Annotated in this window: 14 protein-coding genes and 2 pseudogenes; 12 read left to right on the plus strand and 4 right to left on the minus strand. The window is 71.6% G+C overall.

Going from position 1 to position 16,455, the window contains the following annotated elements:
* The first annotated feature begins 226 nt into the window (after window positions 1-226).
* The gene (locus AAW13_RS29840) at window positions 227-1,117 is read left to right on the plus strand and encodes a sugar phosphate isomerase/epimerase family protein (RefSeq protein WP_046732788.1); all 891 of its coding nucleotides are present in this window, start codon (window positions 227-229) and stop codon (window positions 1,115-1,117) included.
* A gap of 133 nt (window positions 1,118-1,250) precedes the next feature.
* On the opposite strand, the gene AAW13_RS29845 is transcribed toward AAW13_RS29840, so the two are convergent.
* Complete coding sequence (locus AAW13_RS29845; RefSeq protein ID WP_046732790.1) at window positions 1,251-1,883, minus strand: GntR family transcriptional regulator; 633 nt, start codon at window positions 1,881-1,883, stop codon at window positions 1,251-1,253.
* A 218-nt stretch (window positions 1,884-2,101) separates the two neighbouring features.
* On the opposite strand from AAW13_RS29845, the pseudogene AAW13_RS47670 reads away from it, so the two are divergent.
* The 6 genes and pseudogenes from AAW13_RS47670 to purU all read left to right on the plus strand — a co-directional run.
* Window positions 2,102-2,461, plus strand: a pseudogene (locus tag AAW13_RS47670) (serine hydroxymethyltransferase); the annotation flags it as partial.
* A gap of 257 nt (window positions 2,462-2,718) precedes the next feature.
* A complete protein-coding gene (locus AAW13_RS29855) occupies window positions 2,719-3,990 on the plus strand; it encodes a sarcosine oxidase subunit beta family protein (protein ID WP_046732786.1) in 1,272 nt (423 codons plus the stop codon).
* 15 nt (window positions 3,991-4,005) lie between these two features.
* Complete coding sequence (locus AAW13_RS47850) at window positions 4,006-4,314, plus strand: sarcosine oxidase subunit delta (RefSeq protein ID WP_046732785.1); 309 nt, start codon at window positions 4,006-4,008, stop codon at window positions 4,312-4,314.
* Entirely contained in the window at window positions 4,311-7,181 is a 2,871-nt protein-coding gene (locus tag AAW13_RS29865) for a 2Fe-2S iron-sulfur cluster-binding protein (protein ID WP_046732784.1), read from the plus strand. The genes AAW13_RS47850 and AAW13_RS29865 overlap by 4 nt, the downstream gene beginning before the upstream one ends.
* On the plus strand, window positions 7,171-7,755 hold the full coding sequence (locus tag AAW13_RS29870; protein ID WP_052768704.1) for a sarcosine oxidase subunit gamma: 585 nt from the start codon (window positions 7,171-7,173) through the stop codon (window positions 7,753-7,755). Before AAW13_RS29865 ends, AAW13_RS29870 begins: the two co-directional genes overlap by 11 nt.
* A gap of 10 nt (window positions 7,756-7,765) precedes the next feature.
* On the plus strand, window positions 7,766-8,620 hold the full coding sequence (purU, locus tag AAW13_RS29875) for a formyltetrahydrofolate deformylase (RefSeq protein WP_046732783.1): 855 nt from the start codon (window positions 7,766-7,768) through the stop codon (window positions 8,618-8,620).
* A gap of 30 nt (window positions 8,621-8,650) precedes the next feature.
* Here purU and AAW13_RS29880 read toward each other — a convergent pair whose 3' ends face one another.
* Complete coding sequence (locus AAW13_RS29880) at window positions 8,651-9,349, minus strand: TetR/AcrR family transcriptional regulator (RefSeq protein ID WP_046732782.1); 699 nt, start codon at window positions 9,347-9,349, stop codon at window positions 8,651-8,653.
* A 113-nt stretch (window positions 9,350-9,462) separates the two neighbouring features.
* Between AAW13_RS29880 and AAW13_RS29885 the strand changes: the two genes are divergently transcribed.
* Window positions 9,463-10,020, plus strand: a complete 558-nt coding sequence (locus tag AAW13_RS29885; RefSeq protein ID WP_046732781.1) for a hypothetical protein — start codon at window positions 9,463-9,465, stop codon at window positions 10,018-10,020.
* Between the two features lie 40 nt (window positions 10,021-10,060).
* Here the strand turns inward: AAW13_RS29885 and AAW13_RS29890 are convergent, their stop codons facing one another.
* Together AAW13_RS29890 and AAW13_RS29895 are read right to left on the minus strand one after the other, a co-directional pair.
* Window positions 10,061-11,254: a polyamine ABC transporter substrate-binding protein gene (locus tag AAW13_RS29890; protein WP_046732780.1), complete on the minus strand. Its 1,194-nt coding sequence runs from the start codon at window positions 11,252-11,254 to the stop codon at window positions 10,061-10,063.
* 221 nt (window positions 11,255-11,475) lie between these two features.
* On the minus strand, window positions 11,476-12,915 hold the full coding sequence (locus AAW13_RS29895) for a gamma-aminobutyraldehyde dehydrogenase (RefSeq protein WP_046732779.1): 1,440 nt from the start codon (window positions 12,913-12,915) through the stop codon (window positions 11,476-11,478).
* A gap of 165 nt (window positions 12,916-13,080) precedes the next feature.
* Between AAW13_RS29895 and AAW13_RS29900 the strand changes: the two genes are divergently transcribed.
* From AAW13_RS29900 to AAW13_RS29915, 4 genes and pseudogenes are all read left to right on the plus strand, one after another.
* A complete protein-coding gene (locus AAW13_RS29900) occupies window positions 13,081-13,599 on the plus strand; it encodes an Lrp/AsnC family transcriptional regulator (protein ID WP_046732778.1) in 519 nt (172 codons plus the stop codon).
* On the plus strand, window positions 13,584-14,966 hold the full coding sequence (locus tag AAW13_RS29905) for an aspartate aminotransferase family protein (protein WP_071659725.1): 1,383 nt from the start codon (window positions 13,584-13,586) through the stop codon (window positions 14,964-14,966). Before AAW13_RS29900 ends, AAW13_RS29905 begins: the two co-directional genes overlap by 16 nt.
* Window positions 14,967-15,178: 212 nt before the next feature.
* Window positions 15,179-15,919 carry an ABC transporter ATP-binding protein gene (locus tag AAW13_RS29910; RefSeq protein WP_046732776.1) on the plus strand — a complete coding sequence of 247 codons (741 nt, stop codon included), beginning with the start codon at window positions 15,179-15,181 and terminating at the stop codon, window positions 15,917-15,919.
* Window positions 15,901-16,455, plus strand: a pseudogene (locus AAW13_RS29915) (hypothetical protein); the annotation flags it as partial. The gene AAW13_RS29910 and the pseudogene AAW13_RS29915, both read left to right, overlap by 19 nt.

The raw sequence follows: 16,455 nt of genomic DNA on the forward strand, positions 1-16,455 counted from the left end.
CCCCCTCGCAGCCCTCCCCACGGTCACCCCCACGGCCACTCCCCACGGCACCCCCCAGCCCCCTCCCCGCAGCGATCTCTCCTCGGTGAAGGGAAAATGATGGATTCGGTGAGGGGTATTTGATGGGTTCGGGGGTTTCGCCGGATCCCCTCGCGGTCCTAGCGTTACCGGCACGTGAACGGCCTCGCCGTTGGACCACCCGACCGGACCACCGAAAGGCCGCGGCATGACCACTCCTTCCCTGAACCGGATCGCCGGCGCGCCCATCTCCTGGGGCGTCTGTGAGGTACCCGGCTGGGGCCACCAGCTGGCGCCCGAGCGAGTACTGAAGGAGATGCGCGAAGTCGGCCTGGCCGCCACGGAGTTCGGCCCCGAGGGCTTCCTGCCCGCCGCCCCCGATGCGATGGCCCGGGTCCTCGCCGACCACGACCTGCACGCGGTCGGCGGCTTCACACCGCTGCTGCTGCACGTCCCCGGGCACGACCCGCTGCCCGAGGCGGAGCTGCTGCTCGAGGGCTACGCCGCCTCGGACGCCGAGGTCCTCGTCCTGTCGGCGATCACCGGCCAGGACGGCTACGACTCCCGCCCCGAACTCGACGCCGAGGGCTGGCGGCTGCTGCTGTCCAACCTCGACCGGCTGACCGCGCTGGCCGCGGAGCGCGGCGTCAGGGCCGTCCTGCACCCGCACGTCGGCACCATGATCGAGAACGGTGACGAGGTCCGCCGGGTCCTGGAGCACTCGGCCATCTCCCTCTGCCTCGACACCGGCCATCTGCTCATCGGCGGCACCGACCCGGCCGAACTGACCCGGCAGGCGCCCGAGCGGATCGCCCACACGCACATGAAGGACGTGGACGCCGCCCTTGCCGCCAAGGTCCAGTCCGGCCGCCTCAGCTACACCGACGCGGTCCGGGCCGGGATGTACCGGCCGCTGGGCGCCGGCGACGTCGACGTGGAGGCGATCGTCGGCCACCTCAGCGCCCGCGGCTACGACGGCTGGTACGTGCTGGAGCAGGACACCATCCTCACCGCGGAGCCCAAGGAGAAGGGCCCCGTCGACGACGTCTGGGCGAGCGCCGAACACCTGCGTTCGGTCCTGCGCGGCGCCGCTTCCTGACGTACCGGGGCACCTGGCGCGCATGGCTGTGCCTGACGTGCCTGGCAGGTGAGTGGTCGTCCAGGGCGTAGGCGGACAGGTCGCGGCCGTGGCCGGAGCCCTTGAAGCCGGCCGCCCCGGGCTCAGGGGGTCTTCAGATGACGCCGCGGACTGCCGCCTCGAAGCCGGTCACGTGGCCCTCGGCCAGTGCCGCGGCCTTCTCCGCGTCGCCCTCGATGACGGCGCGCAGCAGGGGGCCGTGCTCGTGCACGTGGCCCGCGAGGCCCGGCAGCCGGTCGAGGAACAGGCACCAGATACGGGTGGCCAGATTGTCGTACCGGATCAGCGTGTCCTCGAGGTAGGGATTGCGGGTCGCGGCGTAGATGGCGCGGTGCAGGGTCATGTCGAGCCGGATCAGGTCGGTGCCGGCGTCGGACACGTCCGCCAGCTGGGCCAGCAGTTCTTCCAGCGCGGCGCGGTCGGCCGCACCGGCCCGCTGTGCCGCCAGGCCCGCGGCGAGCGGCTCAAGCTGTCTGCGGACCTCCGAGACGTGCCCGAGGTCGGCGATCTGGACCTCGGTGGCGAAGGTCCCGCGCCGGGAGTAGGAGACGATCAGACGCTCGTGTTCGAGGCGCTTGAGCGCCTCGCGGACCGGGGTGCGCCCGAAGCCGAGCTCGGCGGCGATCCGCTCGTCGTTGATGGGCTCGCCGGGGCGGATCCGAAGGGTCACCAGGCGGTCCGAGACGGCGCGATAGGCCTGGTCCGCCAGTGTCCCGGCGCCCTGCACACCCGCGTCCTGGACGCCCGCGCCCTGCACACCCGCGTCCTGGACGCCCACGCCCTGCGCACCCGCGTCCTGACCTGCGCTCCCACCAGCGGCGGTCGATGAAGTCACGCGCAGCCCTCCCTTGACGCGAGCCGATCCGTCCTCTTAGCGTAGCGCAACAGCAGGTTGATATATCAGTCGCCTTCCAGTCGGTCCCCAGGTCGTACCAGGGAGCTCACATGACTGCCCACGCCCCCGGCGCGCAAGCGGCCCGGTCCGCGTTTCTCAGCACCCGGCTCGACGACTTCGACCCCGAGATCGCCACGGCCGTCTCCGCCGAACCGGCCCGGCAGCGCGGCACCCTGGAGATGAACGCGAGCGAGAACTTCGCGCCGCTCACGGTGATGCAGGCCCAGGGCTCGGTCCTGACCGACAAGTACGCGGAGAGCTACCCCGGCCGCCGCTGCCACGGCGGCTGCGAGCACGTCGACACCATCGAGCGGATCGCCGTCGAGCGGGTCAGGGCGCTGTTCGGCGCCGAGGCCGCCAACGTGCAGCCGCACTCCGGCGCCCAGGCCAACGCGGCCGCCATGATCAGCTCCGGGGTCCGTGTCGGCACCCCGGCTCTGGCCGCCCGCGGCTTCGGGGCGCCGGAGTTCGCGGAGGTCGCCGACATCGTCGCCACGGCCTTCCTGCCAGGCTTCGACGACCGGGTCGCCGCCGGACTGCGCCGGCGCGTCCAGCACCTGACCGACCGCTTCCCGCCCTACCCCGGCGCCCCGGACTTCCCCGGCTCCCCGGACTCCCCCGGCTCCCCCGTCGACCCGCAGCTCGTGGCCGAGGAGGCCGCTCAGTGATGCACCAGCACGCCAGCACCCCTGCCACGCCCGGCGGTTCCGCCCCGGTCCCGCCCGGCGCCGACCTGCCCGACCACCCGGACTTCCTGTGGCGCAACCCCGACCCCAAGCGGTCGTACGACGTCGTCATCGTCGGCGGCGGCGGACACGGCCTGGCCACCGCCTACTACCTGGCGAGGAACCACGGCATCACCAACGTCGCCGTGCTGGAGAAGGGCTGGCTCGCGGGCGGCAACATGGCCCGCAACACCACGATCATCCGCTCCAACTACCTCTGGGACGAGAGCTCCGGCATCTACGAGCACTCTCTCAAGCTCTGGGAGACCCTGGAGGAGGACCTCGACTACCCGATCCTCTTCAGCCAGCGCGGTGTGCTCAACCTCGCCCACACCCTCCAGGACATCCGCGACAGCAAGCGCCGCGTCTACGCCAACCAGCTCAACGGCATCGACGCCGAGTGGCTGGAACCCGACGAGGTCGCCAAGGTCTGCCCCATCGTCAACGTCTCACCGGACGTGCGGTATCCGGTGCTCGGCGCCACCTACCAGCCGCGCGCGGGCATCGCCAAGCACGACTACGTGGCCTGGGGCTTCGCCCGCAGGGCCGACGCGTACGGCATCGACCTGATCCAGGACTGCGAGGTGACCGGCCTCGACATCGTCGACGGCCGGGTGCGCGGGGTACGGACCACGCGCGGTCCCATCGCCGCCGGGAAGGTAGCCCTCGCGGCGGCCGGGCACTCCTCGGTGCTGGCCGGCATGGCCGGGCTGCGGCTGCCGTTGCAGAGCCACCCCCTCCAGGCGCTGGTCTCGGAGCTCCTGGAGCCGGTGCACCCGACCGTGGTGATGTCGAACGCCGTGCACGTGTACGTCTCCCAGGCGCACAAGGGCGAGCTGGTCATGGGCGCCGGCATCGACAGCTACAACGGCTACGGACAGCGCGGCGCCTTCCACATCCTGGAGCGCCAGATGGCCGCCGCCCTGGAGCTGTTCCCGGTCTTCGCCCGCGCCCACATGCTGCGCACCTGGGCCGGCATCGTCGACACCACCCCGGACGCCTCCCCCATCGTCGGCCTGACCCCTGTCGCGGACCTGTACCTCAACTGCGGCTGGGGCACCGGCGGTTTCAAGGCCACCCCGGGCGTCGGCTGGTGCTTCGCGCACACCGTCGCCACCGGCGAACCACACCCCTACAACGCGCCCTTCACCCTCGACCGCTTCACCAGCGGTGCCCTGGTCGACGAGCACGGCGCCGCCGCCGTCGCCCACTAGCCGAGGAGTACCGACATGCAGCTCATCACCTGCCCCTGGTGCGGTGACCGCGAGGAAATCGAGTTCCACTACGGCGGTCAGGCGCACGTCGCCTACCCCGAGGACCCCTACGCGCTCGACGACGAGCAGTGGGCCCAGTACGTCTTCTTCCGGGACAACCCCAAAGGGCCGTTCGCCGAACGGTGGGTGCACGCGGCCGGCTGCCGCCGCTGGTTCAACGCCCTGCGGGACACCGTCACCCACGAGTTCCTCGCCGTCCACCGGGCCGGCGCCGAGCGCCCTTCCCCCACGAGCACCGCGAAGGGCCAGGAGGCCACCCGATGAACACCCCCTTCCGCGCCCCCGGCCACGGTCGCGTCGACCGCGGCACCACCCTCTCCTTCACCTTCGACGGCATCGCCCACACCGGCCACCCCGGCGACACCCTCGCCTCGGCGCTGCTCGCGGACGGCGTGCACCACGTGGCCCACGGCATCAGGTACGGCCGCCCGCGCGGTGTCCTGGCCGCCGGCGCCGAGGAACCCAACGCCCTCGTCCAGATCGAGTTCCCCTTCCCCGAACCCATGCTCACGGCCACCACCGTGGAGCTGTACGAGGGCCTGGTCGCCCGGGGCCTGTCGGGCCAGGGCAGGCTGAGCGGCGAGCCGGACACCGCCCGCTACGACACCGTGCACGCCCACTGCGACGTCCTGGTCGTCGGCGCGGGCCCGGCGGGCCTGGCCGCCACCCTGGCCGCCGCGCGAACCGGGGCCCGGGTCGTCCTCGTCGACGAACTCCCCGAGCCCGGCGGTTCGCTGCTCGGCAGCCAGGAACCGCTCGACGGCGCGCCGGCCATGGAATGGGTCGGCGCCGTCCTCGCGGAGCTCGCCGAGCACGCGGACGTACGGGTCCTGCGTCGCACCACCGCCTTCGGCCACTACGACGACGGGCTCGTCCTCGCCCTGGAGAAGCGCACCGACCACCTCGGTGCCGCGGCGCCCGCCCACGTCTCCCGGCAGCGGATCTGGCGGATCCGCTCCCGGCAGGTCGTGTACGCCACCGGTGCCTACGAGCGTCCGATCGCCTTCGACAACAACGACCGCCCCGGCATCATGCTGGCCGGCTCGGCCCGCACCTACCTGAACCGCTTCGGCGTCCTGCCCGGCACCCGGGCGGTCGTCTTCACCACGAACGACAGCGCCTACCCGGCAGCACTCGAACTGGCCGACGCGGGAGTGCGGATCGCCGCGGTGGCCGACGTGCGCGAGGAGGTGCCGGAGCACTGGCGCAGCGCCTGCGCCGAACGCGGCATCGCCGTCCGCGCGGGCCACGTGGTCACCGGCACCAGCGGCATCGAGCGCGTCACCCGGGCCCATGTCGCCCCCTTCGGGGCGGGACGGCTCGGCGAGCGGCACGGCGTCGACTGCGATCTACTGCTGGTCTCCGGCGGCTGGAACCCGGCCGTCGCCCTGTTCAGCCAGGCCCGCGGCACCCTGCGCTACGACGCCGGGATCGGTGCCTTCGTCCCGGCCGGCGCGCCCGGCGGCGTCCGTACGGCGGGGGCGGCCGGCGGCACCTTCACCCTCGCCGGCTGTCTCGCGGACGGCGTGGCCGCGGCCGGGCAGGCGCTGTCGGCGCTCGGCAGGACCGTTCCGGAGACCGCCCTGCCGGTCACCGGCCCGCTCCCGCACGGGGCCCCTGCCCGGGTGCTCTGGCGGGTGCCGAGCCCGCGGGACGGCCGTGAAGACCAGGACGGCACACTCCAGTTCGTCGACCTCCAGCGCGACGCGACCGTCTCCGACGTGCTGCGGGCGACCGGCGCGGGCCTGCGGTCGGTGGAGCACGTCAAGCGGTACACCACCATCGGCACCGCCCACGACCAGGGCCGTACCTCGGGCGTGATGACCTCGGGCATCGTCGCCGAGGCGCTGGGCGTGGACGTGGCCGAACTCGGCACCACCCGCTTCCGGCCGCCCGCCGTGCCGGTGTCCTTCGCCGCCCTGGCGGGCCGCAACCGCGGGGAGCTCTTCGACCCGGTCCGGGTGACCGCGCTGCACCCCTGGCACGTCGAGCACGGCGCCCTGTTCGAGAACGTCGGCCAGTGGAAGCGCCCCTGGTACTACCCGCGGGCCGGGGAGACCATCGAGGAGGCGGTGCAGCGGGAGTGCCGGGCCGCCCGCACCGGCGTCGCGATGATGGACGGCTCCACGCTCGGCAAGATCAATGTGCAGGGCCCGGACGCCGGCGTGCTGCTGGACCGGCTCTACACGAACCTGATGAGCACCCTCAAGGTGGGCCGGGTCCGCTACGGCGTGATGTGCGGCGTCGACGGCATGGCGATCGACGACGGCACCGTGATCCGGGTGGCCGAGCAGGAGTTCCTGCTGACCACGACCACCGGCAACGCGGCCAGGGTCCTGGAGTGGATGGAGGAGTGGCTCCAGACGGAGTGGCCCGGTCTGCGGGTGCACCTCACCTCCGTCACCGAGCACTGGGTGACGATCCCCCTGGTCGGCCCCCGCTCCCGCGAGGTCCTGGCCCTGGTGGCGCCGGACCTGGACGTGAGCAACGACGCCTTCCCCTTCATGTCCTGGCAGGACACCACCGTCGCCGGGGTGGCGGCCCGGGTCTGCCGGATCAGCTTCTCCGGTGAGCTCGCCTACGAGGTCAACGTGCCCGCCTGGTACGGCATCACGGTGTGGGAGGCCCTGCACGCGGCCGGGGACGCGTTCAGCATCACGACGTACGGCACCGAGACGATGCACGTGCTGCGCGCCGAGAAGGCGTACCCGATCATCGGGCAGGACACCGACGGCACCGTTACCCCGCAGGACCTGGGCATGTCCTGGGTCGTGTCGAAGAAGAAGCCGGACTTCGTCGGCAAGCGGTCCTTCGCCCGCGCGGAGAACCTGCGTGAGGACCGCAAGCAACTGGTGGGCCTGCTGCCGGCCGACGAGCACGTGCTGCTCCCGGAAGGCGCCCAGATCATCGCCACCAGCGACATCCCGGCGCCCCCGGTGCCGATGCTGGGCCATGTCACCTCCAGTTACCGGAGCGACGCCCTGCGGCGGACGTTCGCCCTGGCCCTGGTGCGCTCGGGAACCCGGCGCATCGGCGAGACCCTCTACGTCCCGCTGGACGGCCGGACCGTCCCGGTGACCGTGACCGACCCCGTGCTCTTCGACAAGGAGGGAGCTCGCCGTGACGGTTGAGACCCCCGTCCGCTTCAGCCCCCTGGCCGCGTGGCAGGACACCCTGGCGCAGCTGCCCACCGGCATCCGGGTGCGGGAACTGCCCCACCTGACCCAGCTCACCCTCCGTGCGGAGCCCGGCAGCACGGCGGTGCGGGCCGTCGCGGCCTGCCTGGGCGTCCCCCTGCCCGGTCCGGTGCGCGCCGAACTCTCCGGTGACGTCGAGGTGTTGTGGATGGGTCCGGACGAATGGCTGCTGGTGGCTCCGGACGGCCGGGCGGACGACCTCCTAGCGCGGCTGCGGTCCGCCGTCGGCGAGGAGTTCGCCACCGTCACCGACGTCTCGGCGCAGCGCACCACACTGGCCCTGTCCGGACCCCTGGTCCGCTCGGTGCTGGCCCAGGGCTGCGCCGTCGACCTGGACTCCCGGGTCACCCCGGCCGGCTCCTGCCCGACCACGCTGCTGGCCCAGGCCCCGGTGACCCTCGTGGTCCACGACGACGCGCCGGCCCCGGACGTCCGGCTGCTGGTCCGTGCCTCCTTCGCCGCCTACCTGGCCGCCTGGCTGGTCGACGCCTGCACCGAACACCGCTGAGGAGCCCCGCATGAAGACCGAGTTCGTCCTCACCCTCAGCTGCCCCGAGCGCCCCGGCATCCTGCACGCCGTGACGTCGTTCCTGCTCGGGCACGGCTGCGACATCACCGAGCACCAGCAGTTCGACGACGCGGACCACGGCATCGTGTTCCTGCGCACCAGTTTCGCGACCGCCGACCCGGAGGCGGGCCTGGACCGGCTGCGGGCGGACTTCACGCCCGTGGCCGCCGAGTTCGGGATGGAGTGGCAGCTCAGGGATGCCGCGGTCAGGCCGCGGGTGCTGGTGATGGTGTCCCGGTTCGACCACTGCCTGGCCGACCTGCTCTACCGGTGGCGCAGTGACGCGCTGGACGCCGAGATCGTCCTGGTGGTCTCCAACCACCCCGACCTGGAGCCGCTGGCGGCGGCCGAGGGCGTACCGTTCGCGCACGTCCCCGTCACGGCCGCCACCAAGCCGCAGGCGGAGGCGCGGCTGCTCGCCCTGGTCGAGGAACACCACGTCGACCTGGTGGTCCTCGCCCGCTACATGCAGGTGCTCTCCGACGACCTGTGCAAGCGGCTGGAAGGCCGGGCCATCAACATCCACCACTCGTTCCTGCCGAGTTTCGCCGGGGCCAAGCCGTACCACCAGGCGCACCGGCGCGGGGTGAAGCTCGTCGGGGCGACCGCCCACTACGTCACGGCGGACCTGGACGAGGGGCCGATCATCGAGCAGGAGATCATCCGGGTCGACCACCGGGCCGGCGCCGAACGGCTCGTCACCGTGGGCCGGGACGCCGAACGCCTGGCACTGGCCCGCGCCGTCAACTGGCACTGCCAGGGCCGTGTCCTGATCCACGGCAACCGGACGGTGGTCTTCAGCTGACGGGCCGCCACGACGTGCCCCCGGCGGCGGTCACGCGCCGGGGGGCGCGCACTCGATGTCGGGGATCTTCGTGGCGGTCGCGGGGGCCTGGCCGGGTGCGGAGGCGGCGCGCTCGTCGAGCCCGCGGGCGGTGTGGATCCGCAGCAGTCCTTCGATGCCGCGCAGCAACGTCTCACCGGCCAGGAGGGGGTCGCCCAGGTAGCCGGCGCTCATCGCGCCGTCGCGGAGCATCACGAAGTGCCGCCCGGCGTGCTCGGCCTCCGCGGCCGTGATCTCGGCGAACAGTCCGGTGATCGTCCGAAGGAACCATTCGCGGTGTCGCACGACGGCGCGGTGGACCGGGTGGTCCGGACCGGGGAATTCCGCCGCCGCGTTGAGGAAGGCGCATCCGCGGTAACCGGGCGAGCGGATCTGCTCGACCAGGGACGCACCGATGCCCCGCAGGATGCCGTCGGCCGGCACGTCCGCGGCCGTCAGGGCGCCGATCTGGGTGCGGATCGCCTGGTCGACGCTTTCGATGTAGGCGACGGCGAGGTCTTCCTTGCTGCGGAAGTGGCGGTAGAAGGTGGCGTTGGTCACCTTCGACTCGGCGACCAGACGGTCGACGCCCACCGTGTGCAGGCCTTCCGCGTAGAAGAGCTGCCCGGCGGTCCTCAGGAGCCGTTCCCGGGCCTCGGAGACTCGCCTGCCGGTGCCTGTACCGGCCTCCGTCTTCGTCATGTCACCCATATTAGCGGGTAGAACGCTCTCTCTTGTTTCCACGGGACGGGTGTGCCAGGCTGCGGACAAGAGAGAACGTTCTCTCTGCTTCTCAGTCGCCCTCCGCAGTCACTGGAGAACCCATGGCATCCACCGCCTCCGCCGAACCCCTCGGCGCCACGCCCGCCCTGCGCCGGCTGTACGTCACCCGCTTCGCCTTCGCCGTCGCGTGGGCCGCGCTCCTGCTGGTGTCGGGCTCCGAGCTCACCGTCGCGGCCAAGCTGCTGCTGTTCCTCTATCCCGCCTTCGACGTGGCCGCGGCCGTCGTCGACGCCAGGTCGGCGCGCACCGCCGGGCCGGTCAGGGCCTTGTACGCCAACATGGCCGCCAGCGTGCTCGCCGCCGTCGGCGTCGCGGTCGCCGGCGCCTCGGGCGTCGCCGACGTGCTGCGCGTCTGGGGCGCGTGGGCGGTCGTCTCCGGCCTGATCCAGCTCCTCGTGGGCGTCGCGCGCCGGCCGATGGGCGGCCAGTGGGCCATGATCCTCAGCGGCGGTATCTCCGTCCTCGCCGGCGCGTCCTTCATCCGGAGCGCCTCCCAGGACGACCCCTCACTGACCGCCCTCGCCGGCTACGCCACTCTCGGCGGGATCTTCTTCCTCGTCTCGGCGATCCGCCTGCCCCGCCGCGCCTCCGGGAACTGAGGACCCCCGTGATCTCGGCGCCGGCCGCCCCTCTTCCGCGCTACAGCCCCACGATCTTGTTCCAGCGCCTGGCGAAGTCCACGCGCTCGGTCGAGGTGATGTCCCGGGCGATGGCGAGGCGCTTGCGCATCTCGGCGTTCGGGAAGATCAGAGGGTTGTCGGCGAGGGCCGCGGTGTCCTTGTCCCCGGAGTCGGCGAGGACCTGCTGGGCCGCCGGGACGGGGCAGACGTAGTTGACCCAGGCGGCCAGCTCGGCGGCGACCGCCGGCTCGTAGTAGTAGTCGATGAGGCGTTCCGCGTTGGCCTTGTGGGCGGCGCGGTCCGGGATCATCAGGGAGTCCGACCACAGCTCCGCGCCCTCCTCGGGGACGACGAAGCGGATGTCGGGGTTGTCGGCCTGGAGCTGGATGACGTCACCGGAGTACGCCTGACAGGCCAGGACGTCACCGCTGACCAGGTCCTTCGTGTAGTCGTTGCCCGTGAAGCGGCGGATCTGGCCCCGGTCGACCTGCTTCTGCACCTCGTCGCAGACGTCGTAGAAGTCGTCGGCCGTCCACTTGGTGATGTCCACGCCGTTGCCCTGCATGAGCAGCGCGAACGCCTCGTCTAGGCCGGAGAGCAGGGTCACCCGGCCCCTGAGGTCGCTCGCCCAGAGGTCCTTGACGTGCCGGATCTCGCGGCCCAGTTTGCGGCGGTTGTAGGCGATGCCGGTGATGCCCGACTGCCACGGGACGGTGTGGAGACGGCCCGGGTCGAAGGCGGGCGTGCGCAGCAGCGGGTCCAGGTACTTCGCGACGTTCGGCTGGTGGGCGCGGTCCATCCGCTGGACCCACCCCAGGCGGACGAACCGCGCGCACATCCAGTCGCTGATGACGATGATGTCCCGGCCGGTGGACTGGTGGTTCATCAGCGCGGGGCTGATCTTGCCGAAGAACTCGTCGTTGTCGTTGATCTCCTCGATGTAGTCGACGGAGATCCCCGTGCGCTTCTCGAAGGCGTCGAGGGTGGGCCGCTTGTTCGGGTTGTCGTCGTCGACGTCGATGTACAGGGGCCAGTTCGCGAAGACGAGCCTGTGGTCCTCGGCGGACAGGTCGGTCACGGAGCGGTCGCCGGCCTTGACGTAGGCGGCGGGCACCCCGCAGCCCGCCAGCGCGCCCAGCGCGGCGGTACCGCCGAGCGCGCGCAGCAGGGAGCGACGGGAGAGGGCGGGTGTCCTGGAAGTGGTCTGGGGCACACCTGAAGCATGTCGCGGCCGCCCGTCACCGGGCAATCGACGCTGCGTCAAGCCACCTGACGTGGACCGGACACCTTGTCGATGCCCCGGGTCGCCACGGCGTCACTTCTCGCCCCCGGGCAGCGCGGGCGCCCCCGGGCAGCGCGGGCGCCCCGGAAGGGGCGCGGGGAACTGCGCGACCAGCCCCCACGCACCCCACGCACCCGCGGCCGGCATACGACCTACGCGTCCAGCGACGTCATCACGTGCTTGATCCGCGTGTAGTCCTCGAAGCCGTACCCGGACAGGTCCTTGCCGTACCCGGACTTCTTGAACCCGCCGTGCGGCATCTCCGCGACCAGCGGGATGTGCGTGTTGATCCACACGCAGCCGAAGTCCAGCTTCTTGGACATCCGCATCGCACGCCCGTGGTCCTTGGTCCACACCGAGGACGCGAGGGCGTACTCGACGCCGTTGGCCCACTCGACGGCCTGGTCCTCGTCCGAGAAGGACTGGACCGTGATGACCGGCCCGAAGACCTCCTTCTGGATGATCTCGTCGTCCTGCTTCAGCCCGGAGACGACGGTCGGCGCGTAGAAGTACCCCTTGTCACCGACCCGCTGACCGCCGGTCTCGACCTTGGCGTGGGCGGGCAGCCGCTCGATGAAGCCGGAGACCTGCTTGAGCTGGTTGGGGTTGTTCAGGGGGCCGAAGAGCACGTCCTCGTCGTCCGGCTGCCCGGTCTTCGTCTCGGCCGCGGCCTTCGCGAGCGCGGCGACGAACTCGTCGTGGATGGACTCCTGGACGAGGACGCGGGTGGCGGCCGTACAGTCCTGGCCGGCGTTGAAGAAGCCCGCCACGGAGATGTCCTCGACGGCCTTGGCGATGTCGGTGTCCTCGAAGACGACGACCGGCGCCTTGCCGCCCAGCTCCAGGTGGACCCGCTTGAGGTCCTTGGACGCGGACTCGGCGACCTGCATGCCGGCGCGCACGGAGCCGGTGATGGAGGCCATGGCCGGGACGGGGTGCTCGACCATCAGGCGGCCGGTGTCACGGTCGCCCGTGACGACGTTGAAGACGCCCTTCGGCAGGATCCCGCCGATGATCTCGGCCATCAGGACGGTCGACGCCGGGGTGGTGTCCGACGGCTTCAGGACGACCGTGTTGCCCGCGGCGATCGCCGGGGCGAACTTCCACACGGCCATCATCATCGGGTAGTTCCACGGCGCGACCTGCGCGCAGACGCCGACCGGCTCACGGCGGACGATGGAGGTGAGGCCCTCCATGTACTCGCCGGCCGAGCGGCCCTCCAGCATCCGGGCCGCACCGGCGAAGAACCGGATCTGGTCGACCATCGGCGGGATCTCCTCGGAGCGGGTGAGCCCGGTCGGCTTGCCGGTGTTCTCCACCTCCGCCGCGATGAGTTCCTCGGCCCGCTCCTCGAACGCGTCCGCGATCTTCAGCAGGGCCTTCTGCCGCTCGGCGGGCGTGGTGTCGCGCCAGCCCGGGAAGGCCGCGGCCGCGGCCGCCATCGCCGCGTCGACGTCGGCTTCCCCGGACAGCGGGGCGGTGGCGTACGCCTCGCCGGTCGCGGGGTTGACCACCTCGGTGGTCCGCCCGTCGGCGGCGTCCCGGAACTCACCGTCGATGTAATTGCGCAGACGACGCAGCTCGGTGCTCACTGCCGGCCCTCCAAGTTCGGGTGTCCATTGACTGAGACACCCACAGTAATCCGCGATCCCACGTTTTCAACACCCCCGCACGCGCCACGTCTGCGAAATCCGCAATCCCAGCCGCCTCAAACAACGAATTTCATCGATACGGCCTTGCGGAACCGTCGAGACGTCGTGCACAGTGAGGTCGTGGCCAGTCGAAGCGCAGACCAGAGGGACTCGTCCCGCGAGTCCAGAAGCGGCACCCCCCAGCTGGATGCCGTCTCCCTCGCCATCATCCAGCAGCTCCAGGAGGACGGCCGCCGGCCGTACGCCGCGATCGGCAAGGCCGTCGGCCTGTCGGAGGCGGCCGTGCGCCAGCGCGTCCAGAAGCTGCTGGACCAGGGCGTCATGCAGATCGTCGCCGTCACGGACCCGCTCACCGTGGGCTTCCGCCGACAGGCGATGGTCGGCGTCAACGTCGAGGGCGATGTCGAGTCGATCGCGGACGCGCTGACGGCCATGTCGGAAGTCGAGTACGTGGTGATGACCGCGGGCTCGTTCGACATCCTCGCGGAGATCGTCTGCGAGGACGACGACCACCTGCTGGACGTCATCAACAAACGCATCCGGGCACTGCCCGGCGTGCGCTCCACCGAAAGCTTCGTCTACCTGAAGCTGAAGAAGCAGACCTACATGTGGGGAACCCGATAACCGTGAGCCAGAAGGACCTCAGCCGCACCGCGTACGACCACCTGTGGATGCACTTCACCCGCATGTCCTCGTACGAGAACGCCCCCGTCCCGACCATCGTCCGGGGCGAGGGCACCTACATCTACGACGACAAGGGCAAGCGCTACCTCGACGGTCTCGCGGGCCTGTTCGTGGTCCAGGCCGGTCACGGCCGCACGGAACTCGCCGAGACCGCGTTCAAGCAGGCACAGGAGCTGGCCTTCTTCCCGGTGTGGTCCTACGCCCACCCGAAGGCCGTCGAGCTGGCGGAGCGGCTGGCCGACCACGCCCCCGGCGACCTGAACAAGGTCTTCTTCACCACCGGCGGCGGCGAGGCCGTCGAGACCGCCTGGAAGCTCGCCAAGCAGTACTTCAAGCTCCAGGGCAAGCCGACCAAGTACAAGGTCATCTCCCGCGCGGTCGCCTACCACGGCACCCCGCAGGGCGCCCTGTCGATCACCGGTCTCCCGGCGCTGAAGGCTCCCTTCGAGCCGCTGGTCCCCGGTGCCCACAAGGTCCCGAACACCAACATCTACCGCGCCCCGATCCACGGCGACGACCCCGAGGCCTTCGGCCGCTGGGCCGCCGACCAGATCGAGCAGCAGATCCTCTTCGAGGGCCCGGACACCGTCGCCGCGGTCTTCCTGGAGCCGGTCCAGAACGCGGGCGGCTGCTTCCCGCCCCCGCCCGGCTACTTCCAGCGCGTGCGCGAGATCTGCGACCAGTACGACGTGCTGCTCGTCTCCGACGAGGTCATCTGCGCCTTCGGCCGCCTGGGCACGATGTTCGCCTGCGACAAGTTCGGCTACGTCCCGGACATGATCACCTGCGCCAAGGGCATGACCTCGGGCTACTCCCCGATCGGCGCGTGCATCGTCTCCGACCGCGTCGCCGAGCCGTTCTACAAGGGCGACAACACCTTCCTGCACGGCTACACCTTCGGCGGCCACCCGGTCTCCGCGGCGGTCGGCCTCGCCAACCTCGACCTGTTCGAGCGCGAGAACCTCAACCAGCACGTCCTGGACAACGAGGGCGCCTTCCTCTCCACCCTCCAGAAGCTGCACGACCTGCCGATCGTCGGCGACGTCCGCGGCAACGGCTTCTTCTACGGCATCGAGCTGGTCAAGGACAAGGCGACGAAGGAGTCGTTCAACGACGAGGAGACCGAGCGCGTCCTGTACGGCTTCCTCTCGAAGGCCCTCTTCGAGAACGGCCTGTACTGCCGTGCCGACGACCGCGGCGACCCGGTCGTCCAGCTCGCCCCGCCGCTGATCTCCAACCAGGAGACCTTCGACGAGATCGAGCAGATCCTGCGCGCCACGCTGACGGAGGCCTGGACGAAGCTCTGAGCCTCCGGCCACCGAGCCTCGCACCTCTGATCAGCTGATCAACACCGGCCCCGGCGCCGTCCGTTCGAGTGAGAACGGCGGCCCGGGGCCGTGTGCTTCCCCGGCACCGCCCGCCGACCTGCCTAGCGTGCACGTGACCGATCGGCCCAGCCTCTCGTTCCCCCGGACGTGGGAAGGCACGGCAAAACGGATCAGAACCGAGGTGTACGCCCATGGAGGCCCCGCCGGACAACGACGTGCTGTGGGCACGCGCCCTGCACTTCCGCCACCAGGACGGCTCGCCCGGGATCACCGGTGTCTCGCTCGCCGTGCGGGAGGGCGAGATCCTCGCCGTCAGCGGTCCGCGCGGCAGCGGCAAGACGACGCTGCTGAGGTGCCTCGCCGGTCTGACGCCGGTGCAGGGCGGGGAGGTCTGGTTCAACAGCACGGCCGTGCACCGCATGGGCCCGCTGACCCGCGAACGGCTGCGCCGCGACCGCTTCGGCTGGATCGACCCGGTCCCGGCCCTCGTCCCCGAGCTGAACGTCTGGGAGAACACCGCCCTGCCCCTGATGCTGCGGGGCACCGGCCGCCGCCGGGCCAAGGTGGCGGCGCTGGAGTGGCTGGACCGCCTCGACGTCGGCGACCGGGCCCGCAGGCGCCCGGCGGAGCTCCAGCAGGCCGAACGGCAGCGGGTCGCCATCGCCCGCGCGCTGGCCCCCGCCCCCACGATCCTCTTCGCGGACGAGCCGACGGCCCCGCTGCACCGCGCCGACCGCGCCCACGTGCTGCGCACCCTCACCACGGCGGCGCGCTCGCACGGCATCACGGTCGTCCTCGCCACCCACGACGCGGAGACGGCGGCCCTCGCCGACCGCAGGGTCCCGCTCCTGGACGGACGCCGGGTGAACACGGTCCACTTGCCGCCGGCCCCCGAAGCGGAAGGCCGGGCCGAGTGCTCGCTCTCCGTCTGACCCGCGTCGCCCACCCGGCCGTCCAGCTGCGCCGCCTCCTGGTGGCCACGGCGGCGGCGGGCACGGGCTTCCTCCTCCTCTCCGCCCTCGGTTACGCGATCACCCACCCCACCCACACGACGGCGGCGCTGCTGCGGCTCTCCTGGTGCGTCATCCCGCTCGCCGCCACGGTGTACCTGGCGCTGGCGGTGGCCCGCACCGACCCCGGCACCCGGCCGCGCCCCGGCCTGTCGGCCCTCGGCCTCGGTCCGGGCCGCCTGATGGCCGTCGCCGCCCTCAACACGGCCCTCGCCTGCACCCTGGGCTCCCTGCTGGCCCTGGCCGTCTTCCTGCACCTGCGCGGCGACCTCACGGGCGTGCCGTTCGACGGCGCGGCCAAGGACTTCCTGGCCGCGAACCGGCCGCTCCCGCTGCCGGCCGCCCTGACCCTCCTGACGGTGCCCCCGCTGCTGGCGTCCGCGGCAGTGGCCCTGACCCTGCGCCCCCGCGACCTCCCCGCCACCCCGAACCGCCCCCGCCTGCACACCCTCCTCACC

Origin of the sequence: Streptomyces humi (genome assembly GCF_001005085.2) — a bacterium.
Lineage (GTDB): Bacteria > Actinomycetota > Actinomycetes > Streptomycetales > Streptomycetaceae > Streptomyces > Streptomyces humi.

Excerpts from the sequence above, each read along its gene's own strand:
- AAW13_RS29840 (WP_046732788.1), top strand. The coding sequence starts at position 227 with ATGACCACTCCTTCCCTGAACCGGATCGCCGGCGCGCCCATCTCCTGG.
- AAW13_RS47850 (WP_046732785.1), top strand. The coding sequence starts at position 4,006 with ATGCAGCTCATCACCTGCCCCTGGTGCGGTGACCGCGAGGAAATCGAG.
- AAW13_RS29880 (WP_046732782.1), bottom strand. The coding sequence starts at position 9,349 with ATGGGTGACATGACGAAGACGGAGGCCGGTACAGGCACCGGCAGGCGA.
- AAW13_RS29865 (WP_046732784.1), top strand. The coding sequence starts at position 4,311 with ATGAACACCCCCTTCCGCGCCCCCGGCCACGGTCGCGTCGACCGCGGC.
- AAW13_RS29885 (WP_046732781.1), top strand. The coding sequence starts at position 9,463 with ATGGCATCCACCGCCTCCGCCGAACCCCTCGGCGCCACGCCCGCCCTG.
- purU (WP_046732783.1), top strand. The coding sequence starts at position 7,766 with ATGAAGACCGAGTTCGTCCTCACCCTCAGCTGCCCCGAGCGCCCCGGC.
- AAW13_RS29855 (WP_046732786.1), top strand. The coding sequence starts at position 2,719 with ATGCACCAGCACGCCAGCACCCCTGCCACGCCCGGCGGTTCCGCCCCG.
- AAW13_RS29910 (WP_046732776.1), top strand. The coding sequence starts at position 15,179 with ATGGAGGCCCCGCCGGACAACGACGTGCTGTGGGCACGCGCCCTGCAC.